Consider the following 17,197-nt stretch of genomic DNA (forward strand, 5'->3'; position numbering starts at 1 on the left):
AGGTGGCTCCACCACCTCAACCCACTGCAAAGAGAATAAGAATATGACTAAGCAAACTGTTGTTGTCGCTCTAGGTGGTAATGCTCTACTTCGTCGTGGTCAGCCACTAGAAGCAGATGTTCAACGCCATAACATTGAGATTGCGGTAAACACCATTGCAAAAATTGCTCAAGAGTACAACGTGGTTCTAGTACACGGTAACGGCCCACAAGTTGGTCTGTTAGCTCTGCAAGGTCTTGAATACAAGAAAGTAAATCCTTACCCGCTTGACGTGTTAGGTAGTGAAACTCAAGGCATGATCGGTTACATGCTAATGCAGGAATTCAAAAACCAAATTCCTGAAGCAAACGTAACGTGCATGCTAACTCAAATGACTGTTGATCCTGAAGATCCAGCATTTGTAGACCCAACTAAGCCAATTGGTCCTGTTTACGCAGAAGCAGAAGCTCGCGAAATGGCAGAGAAATACAACTGGACAATCAAACCAGATGGCGAGTACTTCCGCCGCGTAGTTCCTAGCCCACTACCAACTGGCATTATTGAACACGATGCAATCACCACACTTATCGATCAAGGTCACCTTGTGATTTGTACTGGTGGTGGCGGTATCCCAGTGAAACGTGAAAACGGCAAACTGGTTGGTGTAGAAGCAGTAATCGACAAAGACATGTCAGCAGCATTCCTAGCGAAGCAGCTTGGCGCAGACGCTCTATTGATTCTGACTGATGCGGATGCGGTCTACCTAGATTGGGGTAAACCAACTCAGCACGCACTGCACTCAACAACTCCTGAAGAGTTGAAACAGTACCAGTTCGACGCAGGTTCAATGGGACCAAAAATCGACGCCTCTTGTGAGTTCATCAATCAAGGCGGCAAATTAGTTGGTATCGGTGCTCTACAAGATGGCCTACGCATCCTTAAAGGCGAAGCGGGCACTTGCATCCGTAACAACTAATCTTTGAAACAGCAATAACGAATTTAACGACTACCAACGCTCTTTCACCCCTACTTTCCCTGCACAGAAAGAGCGTTTTTTAAATAGAAGGAAAACATCATGGCTTTCAACCTACGCAACCGTAACTTCCTAAAACTATTAGACTTTACTCCTCGCGAAATTCAACACATGTTGGATCTATCTGCTGAGCTGAAAAAAGCGAAATACAACGGCTATGAGCAACCACGTCTAAAAGGCAAAAACATTGCTCTAATCTTCGAGAAAACTTCAACTCGTACTCGCTGTGCATTCGAAGTTGCGGCATTTGACCAAGGCGCTCAAGTTTCTTACTTAGGCCCATCTGGTTCTCAAATTGGTCACAAAGAGTCAATGAAAGATACAGCTCGAGTTCTAGGTCGCATGTACGACGGTATTGAATACCGTGGCTTCGGTCAAGAAATCGTAGAAGAGCTAGGTGCATACGCAGGTGTTCCAGTATGGAACGGTCTAACTGACGAATTCCACCCAACTCAAATCCTTGCTGACTTCCTAACTATGATGGAACACGGCCGTGGCAAACAACTTCGTGAAATCAAGTTTGCTTACCTAGGCGATGCTCGTAACAACATGGGTAACTCTCTAATGGTTGGTGCTGCGAAAATGGGTATGGACATCCGTCTAGTTGCTCCTAAAGCATTCTGGCCTGAAGAAGCTCTAGTGGCTCAATGTCGTGAAATCGCAGAAGAAACTGGCGCGAAAATCACTCTAACTGAAGACGTGAAAGAAGGCGTTCAAGGTTGTGACTTCCTATACACTGACGTATGGGTATCTATGGGTGAAGCGAAAGAAGCATGGGCTGAGCGTATCAACCTAATGATGCCTTACCAAGTAAACATGGACATGATCAAAGCAACTGGTAACCCAGATGTGAAATTCATGCACTGTCTACCAGCATTCCACGGCGAAGACACTACTGTAGGTAAAGAGCTTGCTCAAGAATACCCACAACTTAAAGATGGTGTTGAGGTAACAGACGAAGTGGTTGAGTCTAAACACTCTATCGTATTCGACGAAGCTGAAAACCGCATGCACACTATCAAAGCAGTAATGGTTGCAACTCTAGGCGACTAACTTGCCGAAAACATCGACCTTGGCGAAACCGTTCTCCAGTAGCTAGGGTTTGATTGAGCAGGGAATGCGGGCCGCATTCGAAGTAACTCTCGTATAACTTCGAATAAAGCCCGCATTTTTTTTCGTCAAAATTTCATTCAACTCCTCGTTAAACCTTACCAATCAACACCTTCCTCAGATTACCTAAAACATCCAAAATATGCATAAATATCCGATAGTTGGATATTTTACATTAACCCTTGCAAGGCGAAAATTTGTCCGTATAATCCTCCGCAATTTGTCTAAGGAGTATCAGATGAAATCGCTATTAGCCGCGCTAATTTATTTAACGACACGCCAAAAATTATCGGCGTCGTTGCTGATTTCTTCTTACTCTATTGATCGTATTCAAGCCTCCTAATTATTAGGGGGCTTTTTTTTGTCTGATGTTTACCTAACCTGGCGAGGAAAGACTGTTATGGCGCATTCGTTATTCAACAAGCACATTATCTCCATTCCTGAACTAAGCCGAGCTGAGCTTGAGCTGATTGTCGATACAGCAGCACGACTCAAAGCAGAGCCGAACCCTGAACTATTGAAAAACAAAGTAGTAGCGAGCTGCTTCTTTGAACCGTCAACTCGTACTCGTCTATCGTTTGAAACTGCGGTTCAACGTTTAGGCGGCACAGTGATTGGCTTTGATAACGGTGGTAACACTTCACTGGCGAAAAAAGGCGAATCACTAGCGGATTCAGTGCAAGTTATCTCTTCTTACGTTGACGCTTATGTTATGCGCCACCCTCAAGAAGGCGCTGCTCGCTTAGCTGCAGAGTTTTCCAACGGCGTGCCAGTGATCAACGGCGGTGACGGTGCTAACCAACACCCAACTCAAACCCTGCTTGACCTGTTCTCTATCTACGAAACGCAAGGCACGTTAGACAACCTCAACGTCGCATTCGTCGGTGACCTAAAATACGGCCGTACTGTGCACTCGTTGACTCAAGCACTGGCAAAATTCGACAACGTGCGCTTCTTCTTCATCGCACCAGATGCACTCGCGATGCCAGATTACATCTGCGAAGAGCTCGATGAAGCGGGCATTAAATTCTCAATGCACAGCAACATCGAAGAAGTTGTCCCTGAACTAGACGTTCTGTACATGACGCGCGTACAGAAAGAGCGCTTCGATGAATCAGAATACGCACACATGAAATCGGCATTCATCCTAACAGCGGCAACACTAACTGAAGCACGCGACAACCTAAAAGTGCTACACCCACTACCACGTGTCGATGAAATCACGACTGACGTAGATAAAACCAAACACGCTTACTACTTCGAACAAGCTGAAAACGGCGTGTACGCGCGTGAAGCCCTATTGGCACTTGTTCTAAACGAAACAGTTTAATTGCAGGAGACATATCATGGTGAAACAAACTCAACTTCAAGTAGAAGCGATTCGCAACGGTAGTGTAATTGACCACATCCCTGCAAACGTAGGCATTAAAGTGCTTAAGCTGTTCAAAATGCACAAGAGCAATCAGCGCATCACGATTGGTTTGAACCTACCTTCATCTGCTCTAGGTGGCAAAGATCTGATTAAGATTGAAAACGTCTACCTAACAGAAGATCAAGCAAACCAGCTTGCGCTTTACGCACCAAAAGCAACGGTAAACCAAATTGAAGAATACAAGGTAGTGAACAAGCTTAATCTTTCATTACCAGAGCGTATTAAGAACATTTTTGTTTGCCCGAACAGCAACTGTATTTCTCACGGTGAACCAGTAGAAAGTAACTTTAAAGTACAGCAAAAAGCAGAAGATATTCAGCTGAAATGCCACTATTGTGAAAAAGTATTCTCTCGCGAAATTATGCAGGATGCTCGCTAAGCCGAGTAGCACACGAATCTCCACATTCGTAAAATAACACACTGGATATTTATGCCAATTAGGGCATAAATATCCATTTTAACTTTTTTTTATTAGAAAAATCAGACCATTAAACTGGTTTTATAATTGAGATCCCCTTCAAAAAGCCGCCTACCCTTTGGTGGTAAACTAGCTGCACTATTCAAAGTCACCCTGCACAATGACACCTTCTGGCGAAAGTCTCATGCCGTCATCATGCACAAGTGACCAATACTGAACTAAAGTCACTCCGAGGATCGGCGAGTGCAACCATTACCAAGGATGAACCTAATCCATACGTCGATATGTAAGGAGTTCCCGTGAGTGAAACTCTAAACCCTATGGCAAACCAATATGCCGAAGATAAAACGCTAACTGCTGCCTGTAAGAGACTGCTTCAACAACAAAGTTTTAGTACTCAAAATGATCTAAGAGAAGCGTTAGTAAAAATAGGCTTTGAAGGAATTAGCCAATCTACAGTGTCGCGCTTGTTGTCCCAATTAGGGGTAGTGAAAGTACAAAATGCCTGTGGCAAAAAAGTGTACTGCATTACCGTAGAAACAGCGCCGGTTCGAGTAGAGTCGTCGATTTCTTCTCAAATTGAGTTCATTACCCACAACCAAGCAATGGTTGTTGTAAAGACTCACCCTGGCAGTGCGCAACTTGTGGCTCGCTTAGTTGATATTGACCCGCATACCGAAATTCTTGGTACTGTGGGCGGTAACGATACTGTATTAGTGATTCCAAAAGATGTGCAAAACATTGACGCGTGTGAACGCGTAGTGAAAACCCGCTTAGGGGTTGCTTAACTCTACTTAAAGTTGGGTGCTGGTCACCCAACTTCCTTTCTTTACGCTTATTTGAAACTATTTGGCTGATTTCCCTGTCCTATTGAGTCAATGAGGACTTTTTTCTCGCAAGCAGGAGAAAAATGGTCTCTATTGGGTATAAAATAAACCAAATTTTAAATAAGTGACCTGTTATGCGTTTTGTTTTTTCGCTCATACTGCTGTGTGTTGCCACGCTATCGGCCCCTGCGATGGCATTGTTCAACAACAATTCCACCTCTCTACTCGGCAACGATAGCAATCGCTTTGTGCCTGTTGACGAAGCTTTCCCGTTTAACTATTACCAGCAAGGCGACAAAGTTTTTCTCGATTGGCAGGTAAAACAAGATTATTACCTCTACCAAGAGCGCATCGCTATCAGTGCGGAAAAAGCTCAAATCGGCACACCTGAAATGCGCGACGGTACGCCGCACAAAGATGAGTTTTTTGGCGATGTACACATCTACACTCAACCACTGTTTGTTGAAGTGCCCTTAGAAACTTATCAAGATGGCGCACGACTGATCGTCCAATATCAAGGCTGCGCTAAAGCGGGGTTCTGTTACCCACCTGAAACGCGCATGATTGAACTGGAGCCTTTTACCTCGGCATCAGCGACAGTCGATAGCCCGACGAAAACGCAATCCACATCAGTAACCAATGATGCTCCTGTATCAAAAGAGAGCTCGTTAGCAGATAAACTGGCTGACAATTGGTGGACGCCGTTACTCTTCTTAGCATTGGGGGTAGGCCTCGCATTTACGCCTTGTGTATTACCGATGTACCCAATCTTAACCAGTATTGTTTTGGGCAGTGGCAAACTATCTCACCGCCGCGCGCTAGGCTTATCTTTCATTTATGTGCAAGGCATGGCACTCACTTATACCCTATTAGGCTTAGTAGTCGCTTCTGCGGGGATGCAGTTCCAAGCCGCGATGCAACATCCTTATGTATTGGTAGGTTTAAGTGTTTTGTTTGTTGTGTTGGCCGCTTCTATGTTTGGCTTATACACCCTACAACTCCCGGCAAGCGTGCAAACATGGCTTAGCGGTCTGAGTAATAAACAGCAAGGTGGCAGTTCGGTTGGAGTGTTCGCGATGGGCGCAATATCCGGTTTAGTTTGCTCACCTTGTACTACGGCACCACTTTCCGGTGCATTACTTTACGTCGCGCAAAGCGGTGATCTACTGACAGGGGCAATTGCCCTTTACGCGCTTGCGATGGGTATGGGTATTCCACTTATTCTCGCCGCGGTCTTTGGTAATAAATTACTACCGAAAGCGGGCGGTTGGATGGACAGAGTAAAGACATTATTTGGCTTTATTCTACTCGCAGCGCCAATCTTCTTACTCGAACGTTTGATCCCTGAGTTCTGGTCAACGGTGCTTTGGTCTGCGCTCGGTATTGTGGCCTTTGGTTGGCTATACCACTGTAAAAACAGCCTGCCTTTTGGTGGCTGGAAACAAAGCACAGTAGGCATTATCGCGGTATTGGGTCTGTTTGTTTCAGCGCAACCGCTGATCAATCATTGGATTAACCCGACTCAACAACAAAGCCGTGAACATAGCGTTGAGTTCATCCGCATCAAAGATGTAAACCAGCTAGAGCAACAACTGGCAGCCGCAAAACAAGCCGGTAAACCCGTGATGCTCGATTTCTATGCCGACTGGTGCGTGGCATGTAAAGAGTTTGAGAAATACACTTTCCATACACCGAATGTTGAAGCGCGTTTAACGGGTTTTGTATTACTGCAAGCAGACGTGACTAAGAATGAACTGCAAGACATTGAGATGCTGCAAAAGTTGAATGTGCTTGGCTTGCCAACCATCGAGTTTTGGAATGCACAAGGTGAACACATCACCAATGCTCGTATTACAGGCTTTATGCCAGCAGAGACTTTCTTAGCTCACCTAGACAGCCACCAGCTCTAAAACTCTCCCTTCCCAAAGGACAATGCCCAAAACACAGGGTATTGTCCTTTCTATTAACAATCGGTAAAACTCGATTTAGTTCAGACTTTTACTGCCTAAAGATTGTTCAATGACGCAAACGGGTTAATAATTCCATTAACCAAATTACAATAAGTGATTAACGTCATGGATTCGACTTACACTATTATCATTGCCGATGATCACCCCTTGTTTCGCAATGCCCTGTTTCAATCTATTCACATGGCGATCAGTGGCGCGAACCTATTGGAAGCTGATTCTCTAGAAGCACTATTAAACCTTCTAACTAAAGAACCTGAGCCAGATCTGTTGCTCCTCGATCTTAAAATGCCCGGAGCTAACGGCATGTCTGGTCTAATGCAATTACGAGCGGAGTATCCAGACCTACCTATTGTTGTAGTGTCTGCCAGCGAAGAGCCAGCGGTTGTCACTCAAGTAAAAAGCCATGGCGCATTTGGCTTTATCCCTAAATCTAGCGACATGCGCGAGCTAATCAGCGCGCTTAACCAAGTCTTAAATGGCGAACCTTTCTTTCCTGAAGGATCGATCACCAACAATGCAGCATGTAATGATTTAGCGGAAAAAATAGCAACGTTAACGCCCCAACAATACAAAGTGCTGGGAATGCTATCTGATGGATTATTGAATAAGCAGATCGCTTATGAGTTAAATGTATCGGAAGCAACCATCAAGGCCCATATGACGGCCATTTTCCGCAAACTAGGCGTTAAAAATCGAACTCAAGCGGTTATTTTGCTTCAACAACTCGAGTCAGAAGCTTAATACACGCGCTCTTCACTACACCGTAGTTTTTCACGCCTCACGGAAGTCAGTCATGCTGACTTCCTCGCCTTTCTCTACACCTCATCCTGTGAGAAGTTTTGTTCTATAGCGCTGAAACTTCTATCTCAGTTAATAAATTCAACAATAAATTAGACTATCGCCTTAGACCTTTGGCTAATTTAACACAACATTAACATCACAAAAATCACACCCATTGCCATAACAGCCCAATAAATGGGCGTTTTTTGTTTTTATTGCCGCGACTAAAGTTGAAAAGAGTTCTTGCCAACACCTTGCTATTGTAAATCCTGAAACATTTTATTAACAACAAACAATCGTAAGGAGACGGCAATGGCGTTTGAAAGCGAGGAACGAGCCAAAGCCTACTGGAACAAGAACGTAAAACTGATGGTCAACTTAATGATCGTATGGTTTGTCGTATCTTTTGGCTGCGGCATCTTATTTGTTGATGTGCTTAACCAATTTCAAATAGGTGGTTACAAACTTGGATTCTGGTTTGCTCAGCAAGGCTCAATCTACACCTTCTTAGGCATTATTTTCTACTACGCGTGGAAGATGCGCCAAATCGACCGCGAATTTGATGTGGATGAGTAAGGAGCAACTCTGATGGACTTGAAAACAATTACTTATCTCGTTGTAGGTGCGACTTTTATCCTCTACATCGGTATCGCGATCTGGGCTCGTGCTGGATCAACTAAAGAGTTCTATGTTGCTGGCGGCGGGGTAAACCCAATTGCGAACGGCATGGCAACCGCCGCTGACTGGATGTCAGCAGCATCGTTCATTTCTATGGCCGGTTTGATTGCCTTTATGGGCTACGGCGGTAGTGTATTCCTAATGGGTTGGACAGGTGGCTATGTACTACTTGCTCTACTTTTAGCACCTTACCTACGTAAGTTCGGCAAATTCACCGTGCCTGAGTTTGTTGGCGAACGTTTCTATTCAAACACCGCTCGCGTAGTGGCGGTCGTGTGTCTGATCATTGCATCGGTGACTTATGTTATCGGTCAAATGAAAGGGGTGGGCGTTGCCTTTGGCCGTTTCCTTGAAGTGGATTATTCAACTGGCCTGTTAATCGGTATGTGTATCGTATTCATGTACGCGGTAATGGGTGGTATGAAAGGGATAACCTATACGCAGATTGCTCAATATTGCGTACTCATTCTTGCATACACTATTCCAGCAATCTTCATCTCTCTGCAACTGACAGGCAACCCTCTACCACAAATCGGCTTAGGCAGTACCATCGCCGGGACGGATGTCTATCTACTCGACCGGCTCGATCAAGTGGTGACCGAACTCGGATTTAGTGAATACACCACTCAAGTCCGTGGCGACACTCTCAACATGTTTGTCTACACCATGTCACTGATGATTGGTACTGCGGGTCTGCCACATGTAATCATCCGTTTCTTCACTGTACCGAAAGTGCGCGATGCACGTACGTCAGCAGGTTGGGCACTACTATTCATCGCGATTCTATATACAACAGCACCAGCAGTATCTGCGATGGCTCGTCTAAACCTAATGGATACAGTAAACCCAGCACCAGGTAAGCACCTTGCTTATGATGAGCGTCCTGACTGGTTCAAGAACTGGGAGAAAACAGGTCTACTAGGCTTTGATGATAAGAATGGTGACGGCGCAATTCAGTACACTTCAAGCAAAGAAACTAACGAGCTGAAAGTGGACCGTGACATCATGGTATTGGCTAACCCTGAGATCGCGAAACTGCCTAACTGGGTAATCGCTTTAGTCGCTGCGGGTGGCTTAGCGGCGGCGCTTTCAACCGCTGCGGGTCTACTACTTGCCATCTCTTCGGCCATTTCCCATGACTTGATTAAAGGGGTCATCAATCCGAATATCTCCGAGAAGAAAGAGCTGCTCGCCAGCCGGATATCCATGGCAGTCGCCATTGCAGTCGCCGGTTATCTCGGCCTCAACCCGCCGGGCTTTGCCGCCGGTACGGTAGCACTCGCCTTTGGTCTTGCTGCCTCCTCCATCTTCCCTGCGTTGATGATGGGTATCTTCAGTAAAGGGATCAATAAAGAGGGTGCGATTGCCGGTATGATCGCAGGTATCAGTATCACGCTATTCTACGTATTCCAACACAAAGGCATCTTGTTTGTTGCTGACTGGAAATACCTAGAAAGCTGGGGCAGCAACTGGTTCTTAGGTATCGAACCAAATGCCTTCGGCGCTATCGGTGCACTATTCAACTTCATCGTTGCGTTCGCTGTATCGAAAGTGACAGCAGAAACACCACAAGAAGTGAAAGACTTGGTTGAGCACGTACGTGTTCCAGCAGGTGCTGGCGGTGCGGTAGATCACTAATATAACACTCAAAACACAAAAGCCCCTACGGGGGCTTTTTTTATCCTAAAACTCTGTTTATCTTAAACATGCCCAAGTATTAACGTTAGTTGCAAGGAAGCCGACAATGTTCAAGAACAAGCACTTCATTATTGCCTTATTAGTTGCGCCAATTCTCTCTGTCATCGCTTACTTTGGGGTGGATTTAGCGGTCAGTGAAAAGCCGCATGCCGCAGAGAAAGGTCAATCCTACAAGCTACTCAGCAAATCTAATTGTCGTTACACCAGTGGCTTATGTGACATGGTCAATGGTGAATTTAAAGTGCAATTTCGTGCAGAAAAACATACTCAAGATGCGCTTGAACTGTCATTAAAATCAGCCTTTCCTCTCGAGGGAATTAAACTCTCTTTAGTCGATAGCCAAGACGAGCAAGGTACGCCTATCAACATGCAAAGCCGCGATGAATCTGGCACTCAGTGGTACGTAACACTACCCGCGCCAAGCTCAGAAGAAAGCTGGTTGAGAGTGGCCATTAAAGCCGATGGCACCTTATATTATGGCGACACTCAAACCTTATTTACCAAGTACGAAACGTTGTTTACCGATAACTAAAACGTTAATCCACTCGATTTAGAATCGCTCTAAGCTTCAACGGCTTAACCGGTTTTGGAATAAAACTGAATCCGTTCGATTTAATCCCATCGAGCATCTCATTAGCGCGGTCAGCGCTAATGATAACGCCGATAAAGCTATCCCCTAAACGCAAACGACACTGCTGTAACACTTCCAGACCAGTGCGACCATTGTCTAGACGGTAATCCGACAAAATCACATCTGGACGCCACTCTTCGTCGATGAGTTTCAGAGTGCCGACCAAATCCGTCGCCGTGCGAACGCTACATCCCCACCTTGCCAATAGCTGCTCCATACCAATCAAGATGTCAGTTTCGTTATCCACACAAAGCACGTTGAGGTGGCTTAGATCAGACGGTGCGCTCTGAGGTTGTACTAAAGGCTTCTGTACCGCTGCTGAATCGGCTTGTTTTAACGTAATGGAAAATACACTGCCTTTGCTCGGCCAAGAGCGCATTGAGATTTGATGGCCTAATACATTGGCGATCCCTTTCGAGATAGCGAGACCTAGCCCTAAGCCTTGGTCATAACGCACTTGGCTACCACGGTTAAACTCTTCAAAGATTTCTTGCTGTTTATCTTCATCAATACCTAAGCCATTATCCCAAACCTCAATCCGAGCATATTCGCCAACTCGGCGCACACCAAGCAGCACTTTACCTTTCGGACTATAACGGAATGCGTTGGTTAGGAAGTTTTGCACCACTCGGCGCAGAAGCTTAGGATCCGACTGAACCAATAACTGACTCGGTATCATCGCAAACTCGATACCTTGCTGCTTCGCTAGAGCACTAAACTCCGCGTTTAGATTGGCTAATACATCGTTAATAGCAAAGCCATACACATTCACATCTAACTTGCCTGACTCCAACCTTGAAATATCCAGTAAGTCCCCGATTAAGTCTTCGGCTGCGCCAAGTGCACTTTCGATATGAGTCGCGAGTTTTTGTGTTTCCTGCTCTTTCGCCACTTCAGATAAGGATGAAGCAAATAACCGAGCCGCATTAAGTGGCTGCATCAGATCATGGCTTACTGCCGCCAAAAAACGAGATTTGGATTGAGACTCATGCTCTGAACGCTGGGTCGCACTGACCAATTGCTTGTTCAGGCTCTCCAACTCCTGTGTACGTTCATGTACCCGCTCTTCCAAGGTTTCATTGGCTTGTTTTAACGCTTGTTCTGCATCGCGGAACACCGTGATGTCGGTAAAACTCATCACAAAGCCACCACCGGGCATTGGATTACCTTGCACTTCGATCACTCGACCATCTGCTCGCACCCTTGATGATGTGTGCCTTGTGCCTTGCTCTAAATGGTAAATACGGCGACGAACATGATCTTCGGGATCGCCCGGTCCACATAGACCTTGCTCCGCGTTGTGGCGAATTACATCGGCTATTGGGCGTCCAACTTGAATCAAGCCCGGCGGAAAGACAAACAGCTCTAAATAACGCTGGTTCCAAGCCACCAGCCTTAACTGTTTATCGACGACAGCAATGCCTTGCCCAATATGCTCAATCGCGCCTTGCAATAATCCTCGGCTAAAGTCATACAACTCAGAGGCTTCATCGACGATGGTCGCCACCTCCTCTAACTGCATGTTTCTTCCCTGCAAGGCAGAAGTAAGCACTAACTTAGCAGATGAAGCACCAAACACCCCAGCCAACACACGCTCGGTATGGCGAATCAAACTGGAGGGCGCTTGTTGGTTGGGCATTAAGGTTTCACGCTGCTGTGACCAAAACTGCTGAAAGGCACTACGAACACGAGTTCGGCCGACAAACCTTGAGGCGAGCATTTCGAGCTCCGCAACGGTCACTCGGCTTTGATACAAACTGATGTTTTCACTTTCAGGTAAAGGCGTACCAATAAACGATGCCGATTGCAGTCGCTCACTCAAGCTAGCCCGTGTTGCCAGTGAGACCAATAGATAACACGCAGTATTGACCACTAAACTCAGCACTATGCCCCAATCCGAGCTCTGAATGCCCATTTCCGCCAAATACAGCGGAGGCTCAATAATCCACAACAGTAAATTACTGTGGCTATCACCCGCTAACATATCAGTGGCTGACATCAGGGTGATTAGCCACAACGTAAAACCAAACAGCAACCCAACGTACACCCCTTTACGATTACCTTGACGCCAATACATCCCGCCAATCAATGCCGGAGCAAATTGGCTTATCGCCGCAAAAGAGAGAAAACCTATCGCAGACAGTGAGTGAATACTTCCTAACGCTTGATAAAAACCCCATGCACCAAGCAATAGCAACAAGATCAAAGCGCGGCGAATAATCAGTAACATACCGGAAAACTGCCTGTGATCGCGCTGAGTCAGCTTCATTCTGCGCAGCAACAGCGGCATCACTAAATCATTCGACACCATAATGGCTAAGGCAATGGTGGAAACAATCACCATGCCACTGGCCGCGGATGTGCCACCTAAAAAGGCCAATAACGCCATGTCAGGCGCACCAAAAGCCATAGGTAAACTGATCACATACGTATCGGCACTGACGCCACTTAATAGCCCTTGCCCTACCCAAGCAATAGGTAAAACAAACAGCCCCATTAACAGCAAATAAAGCGGAAATAACCAACGAGCAGTATGTAAATCTTGGGCTCTTTCATTTTCCACCACCATGGTATGGAACTGCCTAGGCAAACAGAGAATCGCCATCATGGTCAATGCTGTATGAATAACGAGAGTCGGAATATTGGGAGACTGATAGGTTTGTGCGGCAATATCGAGCAACACGATGTCATCGCGATCGAGGGCCAAAAACAGAATAAAACAGCCAACGGCTAGGAACGCGACCAATTTAACCAGAGATTCAAACGCAATCGCCATCATCATACCGCGATGATGCTCAGTATTATCAATATGGCGAGTACCAAACAGCATAGTGAAAATTGCTAAGGCCATCACCACCAGCCATGACACATCTACCCCACCGGATTTCATTTCAAGCTGAGGCGCGATCACTTCAAGCCCCATGGTGATACCGCGTAATTGCAACGCGATATAAGGTAGAATACCGATCACCGCAATCAAGGTAATAACGACCGCCAAACCTTGGGATTTGCCATAACGGGCAGCGATGAAGTCGGCGATGGACGTAATGTGTTCACGTTTCGCGACTAAAATAAGTCGCGCTAAGATTCGCCAACCAAAGGTGAAGACAAGAATAGGTGCAAGGTAGATGGGTAAGAATGACCAAGGGTTACTGCTGGCTTGCCCTACCGTGCCGTAGAAAGTCCAAGAGGTACAATAAACAGCTATCGATAAGCTGTATATCCATGGCCGCCATTTCGCTAACCAAGTCGATTTTCGGTCGCCATACCATGCAATTAGAAACAACAATCCTAGGTATAACAACGATACGGGAATCACGAGCCATCCTTGCATGAGATATCCTTACCGCGCTCTTTCGCTTACTGAAAACAAAAAACCTCTCCAAAGGGAGAGGTTTCATTAAACAACAGTATGATTAAATATCAATCAGTTGAGGCTAATTCTGTGCTTCAGGCTCGGCTTTATCGAGTGATTGAACCGAAGATGGTTGGCGATCCAGTTTTATGAACAAGGCCAAGATACCCATACCCGCCATAGCCCAGAACACATTCGCTCCCCAGTTTTCGTAACCCCAACCACTTAATGCTGTCATCAATGCGATAAATGCACCCAGCGGAATTGCGTTGTACAACGCTTGAAGCGCCACCATTTTATGTTGTTCCGCTTCTTGAATATATTGAATAGCCGCGATGTGAGCCATAGCGAACGTAACGCCATGCAGTAACTGAATCGCAACTAGCGCAATCAAGGCGGTGGTTGACGCGGTTAATCCCCAACGCACTGCAACACCAAGAGATGCCACCACAAACAAGCTGCGTAATGCCCAACCAGAGAACATTCGCTTACTCAAAGCAAACACCAGAACCTCAGCAACAACACCTAAGCTCCACAGATAACCAATGATATCTTCCGAATGGCCCGCTTCTTTCCAATAAATCGCACTAAAACTGTAGTAAGCCGCGTGACTGCCCTGAATTAGAGCAACCAACAGTAAGAACTTCACCACCGAGCTATCCGACAACAACTCAAGTAGATTTGGACGCTCTGCCTTTTGCTCAGAGGTAGTGACTGGCATTGGGTTGGTCGCGCGCATACCCACCACCAATGAGAACAACACGCCAGCGAATGCCGTGTATAAAATCATGTCACTGCCGTAGATGGAAACCAGATAACCCACTACCGTCGAACCACCGATAAAGGCGATCGAACCCCATAAACGAGTGCGGCCATAATCAAGCATTTTTAAGCGCGAGTAGTAATTCGCCATAGCATCAGATAATGGCACTATCGGGCCACAACAAAGGTTAAATAGCACTGTCGCTAAAGCCATTAACCAGAAACTGCCACCAGTGAAAAAGTGAAAGCCAACAAACGCTAGCGACGCCAAGCTCAACCAACGTAGTGCTGGCATTAAATGCTCAACTTTATGGATACGAGGAGTGATAAGTAGGTTAGCGACGCAACGAGTGGCAAAGCCAATACCCACTAATAAACCAATGTCTGTTGGTGATACACCTTGATCTTCAAACCATAGCGCCCAGAAAGGCAAATAAACGCCGTATGCAAAAAAGAATCCGATGAAATATTGAGAAATCCAACCGTAAGGGGATGGCTTGAGCATGACGACCTCTTATACAACTACTTGAAGGTGCGTATTATCCACTGAGAATTAGGGAATAAAAAGGGAAGATTGTCTGTTCAGACCTTTCCTCATTAGTTGATCGCTTTCGACCAAAGTCGTCTGGAATCATGAACTAAATTTGCCACACTTACCTTGCAGATAGTTATTTTCAAGGTGAATCATGCCAGACAAATTCAATATGCAATCTCCACCGTTTGATCGTTTAAATGGGGCGCAACAGCAAACATTGCGTTCCTCTTTAGATGTGGCGTACTTTCGTGAGCGTGAGACCATATTGCAATCTGGTTCTGCCAGCTCCCATCTGCATATTTTGATTAAAGGCGCAGTTGAAGAGCAATCTAGCGATGGTAAAGAGATCTATGCGCATTACGCCAATGATGATCTATTCGATGTGCGAGCGCTTTTTGAAGGACAAACCAAACACAGCTATATCGCGCTAGAAGATACCTTGTCTTACTTGCTGCCTAAGTCAGTGTTTATCGATTTATACAATCAAAATGGTCAGTTTGCCGCTTACTTTGATAATAACCTCGCCAAGCGGCAAGCCTTACTCGATGCGGCTCAACAGCAAAAAAATCTAGCGGAATTTATTCTGACTAAAGTCGATAGTGAAATCTATCATCCACCTATGGTCATCCCGCACTCTCAGCCATTAAACCATGTAACTGCTGAGCTCAAATCCAACGCTTTAGACTCAGCATTAATTGAGCTCGCCAATGACGACCCACGCTTAGCTAAAGCACCCAACGAATTACCTTACGGCATCATTACTCGTACCAACATGCTGCATGCCGTAATGCTAGACGGTTTGCCGCTCGATACTCCGGTCGGAGAAGTGGCTACCTTTCCTGTCGAGCATGTTGATGATGGAGATTTTCTGTTTAATGCCATGATCAAAATGACCCGCAACCGAATGAAGCGTTTAATGGTCTGCGATGGTAAACAGCCCGTTGGCATGCTGGATATGACCCAAATACTGAGCGCCTTCTCAACCCATTCTCATGTACTGACGCTCAGTATTGCCAGAGCCAGCAGCGTAGAAGAGTTAGCCATTGCTTCCAACCGACAAAGACAATTGGTCGACAGCTTATTGAGCAACGGCATTCGAACTCGATTCATCATGGAGCTTATTTCTGCGGTGAACGAGCAAATCATCGAAAAAGCCTTTGAGCTCATCGTGCCACCCGCACTGCACGATCATTGCTGCTTGATTGTTTTAGGCTCAGAAGGACGCGGAGAACAAATCCTCAAAACCGATCAAGACAACGCACTGATCATCAAAGATGGCTTAGAGTGGCACCAATGCGGCACCATCATGGAAAAACTCACCCATACCTTGCAGCAACTCGGCTATCCGCTCTGCCCGGGTAATGTCATGGTCAATAATCCGCAGTGGGTGAAAACCCAAACTGAATGGCAAACCACACTTAGCCAATGGTCGAAAGCCACCAGCGCAGAACAAGTCATGAATTTAGCCATCATGGCCGATGCTCACGCCGTCGCTGGCAATAAAGACATATTATTACCGGTAAGTGAGCACTTACATAAGATTATGTTCAATAACATGCTGACGCTGCAAGATTTCTCGCGTCCGGCTCTGCAATTTTCGATTCCCCTAACCCTGTTTGGCAACGTCAAAAAAGACAAACAAGGTCTTGATATTAAAAGTGGGGGCATCTTCCCAATTGTGCATGGCATACGAACCCTCAGCTTAGAATATGGTTTAACTGACAAAAATACCTTCTGTCGGATTGAAGCGTTAACCAATAAAAAAATCCTCGAACCGGACACCGCTGATAATTTGGCCGAAGCCCTGAAACTGTTCTTTAAGTTACGACTTAATCAACAGCTATCGAATCAACACAGTCATAACCGAATCGATCTGAAACAGCTTGAGCGCAGCGAGCGTGACCTACTCCGCCATAGCTTCCATGTTGTGAAGAAATTCAAACAGTTTTTAGGTTATCACTATCAAATCCGAGATTAAGGAGTACGGAT

The 17,197-nt window shown here is 45.8% G+C and carries 13 protein-coding genes; 11 read left to right on the top strand and 2 right to left on the bottom strand.

Annotated elements, in window-relative coordinates:
- The first annotated feature begins 43 nt into the window (after positions 1-43).
- From arcC to OH461_RS18485, 10 genes are all read left to right on the top strand, one after another.
- Positions 44-955: a carbamate kinase gene (gene arcC / locus OH461_RS18440; RefSeq protein WP_270022017.1), complete on the top strand. Its 912-nt coding sequence runs from the start codon at positions 44-46 to the stop codon at positions 953-955.
- Between the two features lie 99 nt (positions 956-1,054).
- On the top strand, positions 1,055-2,065 hold the full coding sequence (locus OH461_RS18445; RefSeq protein ID WP_260261255.1) for an ornithine carbamoyltransferase: 1,011 nt from the start codon (positions 1,055-1,057) through the stop codon (positions 2,063-2,065).
- 457 nt (positions 2,066-2,522) lie between these two features.
- The gene (gene pyrB / locus OH461_RS18450) at positions 2,523-3,452 is read left to right on the top strand and encodes an aspartate carbamoyltransferase (protein ID WP_270022018.1); all 930 of its coding nucleotides are present in this window, start codon (positions 2,523-2,525) and stop codon (positions 3,450-3,452) included.
- A 16-nt stretch (positions 3,453-3,468) separates the two neighbouring features.
- Complete coding sequence (pyrI, locus tag OH461_RS18455; protein ID WP_260261253.1) at positions 3,469-3,933, top strand: aspartate carbamoyltransferase regulatory subunit; 465 nt, start codon at positions 3,469-3,471, stop codon at positions 3,931-3,933.
- 359 nt (positions 3,934-4,292) lie between these two features.
- On the top strand, positions 4,293-4,760 hold the full coding sequence (locus tag OH461_RS18460; RefSeq protein WP_270022044.1) for an arginine repressor: 468 nt from the start codon (positions 4,293-4,295) through the stop codon (positions 4,758-4,760).
- A gap of 173 nt (positions 4,761-4,933) precedes the next feature.
- Positions 4,934-6,709: a protein-disulfide reductase DsbD gene (locus OH461_RS18465; protein WP_270022019.1), complete on the top strand. Its 1,776-nt coding sequence runs from the start codon at positions 4,934-4,936 to the stop codon at positions 6,707-6,709.
- Between the two features lie 165 nt (positions 6,710-6,874).
- Entirely contained in the window at positions 6,875-7,510 is a 636-nt protein-coding gene (locus tag OH461_RS18470) for a response regulator transcription factor (protein ID WP_270022020.1), read from the top strand.
- Between the two features lie 351 nt (positions 7,511-7,861).
- Positions 7,862-8,125 (top strand): DUF4212 domain-containing protein, encoded by a 264-nt coding sequence (locus tag OH461_RS18475; protein ID WP_270022021.1) that lies wholly within the window; start codon positions 7,862-7,864, stop codon positions 8,123-8,125.
- A gap of 12 nt (positions 8,126-8,137) precedes the next feature.
- Positions 8,138-9,865, top strand: coding sequence for a sodium:solute symporter family protein (locus OH461_RS18480; RefSeq protein WP_270022022.1), 1,728 nt, complete (start codon positions 8,138-8,140; stop codon positions 9,863-9,865).
- A gap of 106 nt (positions 9,866-9,971) precedes the next feature.
- Positions 9,972-10,457 carry a hypothetical protein gene (locus OH461_RS18485; protein ID WP_270022023.1) on the top strand — a complete coding sequence of 162 codons (486 nt, stop codon included), beginning with the start codon at positions 9,972-9,974 and terminating at the stop codon, positions 10,455-10,457.
- A 4-nt stretch (positions 10,458-10,461) separates the two neighbouring features.
- Here the strand turns inward: OH461_RS18485 and OH461_RS18490 are convergent, their stop codons facing one another.
- Both OH461_RS18490 and OH461_RS18495 read right to left on the bottom strand, forming a co-directional pair.
- Entirely contained in the window at positions 10,462-13,890 is a 3,429-nt protein-coding gene (locus OH461_RS18490; RefSeq protein WP_270022024.1) for a hybrid sensor histidine kinase/response regulator, read from the bottom strand.
- Between the two features lie 103 nt (positions 13,891-13,993).
- Positions 13,994-15,178: a 3-phenylpropionate MFS transporter gene (locus OH461_RS18495; protein WP_270022025.1), complete on the bottom strand. Its 1,185-nt coding sequence runs from the start codon at positions 15,176-15,178 to the stop codon at positions 13,994-13,996.
- A gap of 181 nt (positions 15,179-15,359) precedes the next feature.
- On the opposite strand from OH461_RS18495, the gene OH461_RS18500 reads away from it, so the two are divergent.
- Complete coding sequence (locus tag OH461_RS18500; protein ID WP_270022026.1) at positions 15,360-17,186, top strand: DUF294 nucleotidyltransferase-like domain-containing protein; 1,827 nt, start codon at positions 15,360-15,362, stop codon at positions 17,184-17,186.
- The last annotated feature ends 11 nt before the right edge of the window (positions 17,187-17,197 follow it).

This window comes from Vibrio sp. LaRot3, from assembly GCF_027587025.1.
In the GTDB taxonomy this organism is placed as follows: domain Bacteria; phylum Pseudomonadota; class Gammaproteobacteria; order Enterobacterales; family Vibrionaceae; genus Vibrio.

Bases quoted from the DNA above. Each gene is read 5' to 3' on its own strand.
- pyrI (WP_260261253.1), top strand. From the start codon at position 3,469: ATGGTGAAACAAACTCAACTTCAAGTAGAAGCGATTCGCAACGGTAGT.
- OH461_RS18500 (WP_270022026.1), top strand. From the start codon at position 15,360: ATGCCAGACAAATTCAATATGCAATCTCCACCGTTTGATCGTTTAAAT.
- arcC (WP_270022017.1), top strand. From the start codon at position 44: ATGACTAAGCAAACTGTTGTTGTCGCTCTAGGTGGTAATGCTCTACTT.
- OH461_RS18490 (WP_270022024.1), bottom strand. From the start codon at position 13,890: ATGCAAGGATGGCTCGTGATTCCCGTATCGTTGTTATACCTAGGATTG.
- OH461_RS18465 (WP_270022019.1), top strand. From the start codon at position 4,934: ATGCGTTTTGTTTTTTCGCTCATACTGCTGTGTGTTGCCACGCTATCG.
- OH461_RS18445 (WP_260261255.1), top strand. From the start codon at position 1,055: ATGGCTTTCAACCTACGCAACCGTAACTTCCTAAAACTATTAGACTTT.
- OH461_RS18460 (WP_270022044.1), top strand. From the start codon at position 4,293: ATGGCAAACCAATATGCCGAAGATAAAACGCTAACTGCTGCCTGTAAG.
- OH461_RS18480 (WP_270022022.1), top strand. From the start codon at position 8,138: ATGGACTTGAAAACAATTACTTATCTCGTTGTAGGTGCGACTTTTATC.
- OH461_RS18475 (WP_270022021.1), top strand. From the start codon at position 7,862: ATGGCGTTTGAAAGCGAGGAACGAGCCAAAGCCTACTGGAACAAGAAC.
- OH461_RS18470 (WP_270022020.1), top strand. From the start codon at position 6,875: ATGGATTCGACTTACACTATTATCATTGCCGATGATCACCCCTTGTTT.
- pyrB (WP_270022018.1), top strand. From the start codon at position 2,523: ATGGCGCATTCGTTATTCAACAAGCACATTATCTCCATTCCTGAACTA.
- OH461_RS18495 (WP_270022025.1), bottom strand. From the start codon at position 15,178: ATGCTCAAGCCATCCCCTTACGGTTGGATTTCTCAATATTTCATCGGA.
- OH461_RS18485 (WP_270022023.1), top strand. From the start codon at position 9,972: ATGTTCAAGAACAAGCACTTCATTATTGCCTTATTAGTTGCGCCAATT.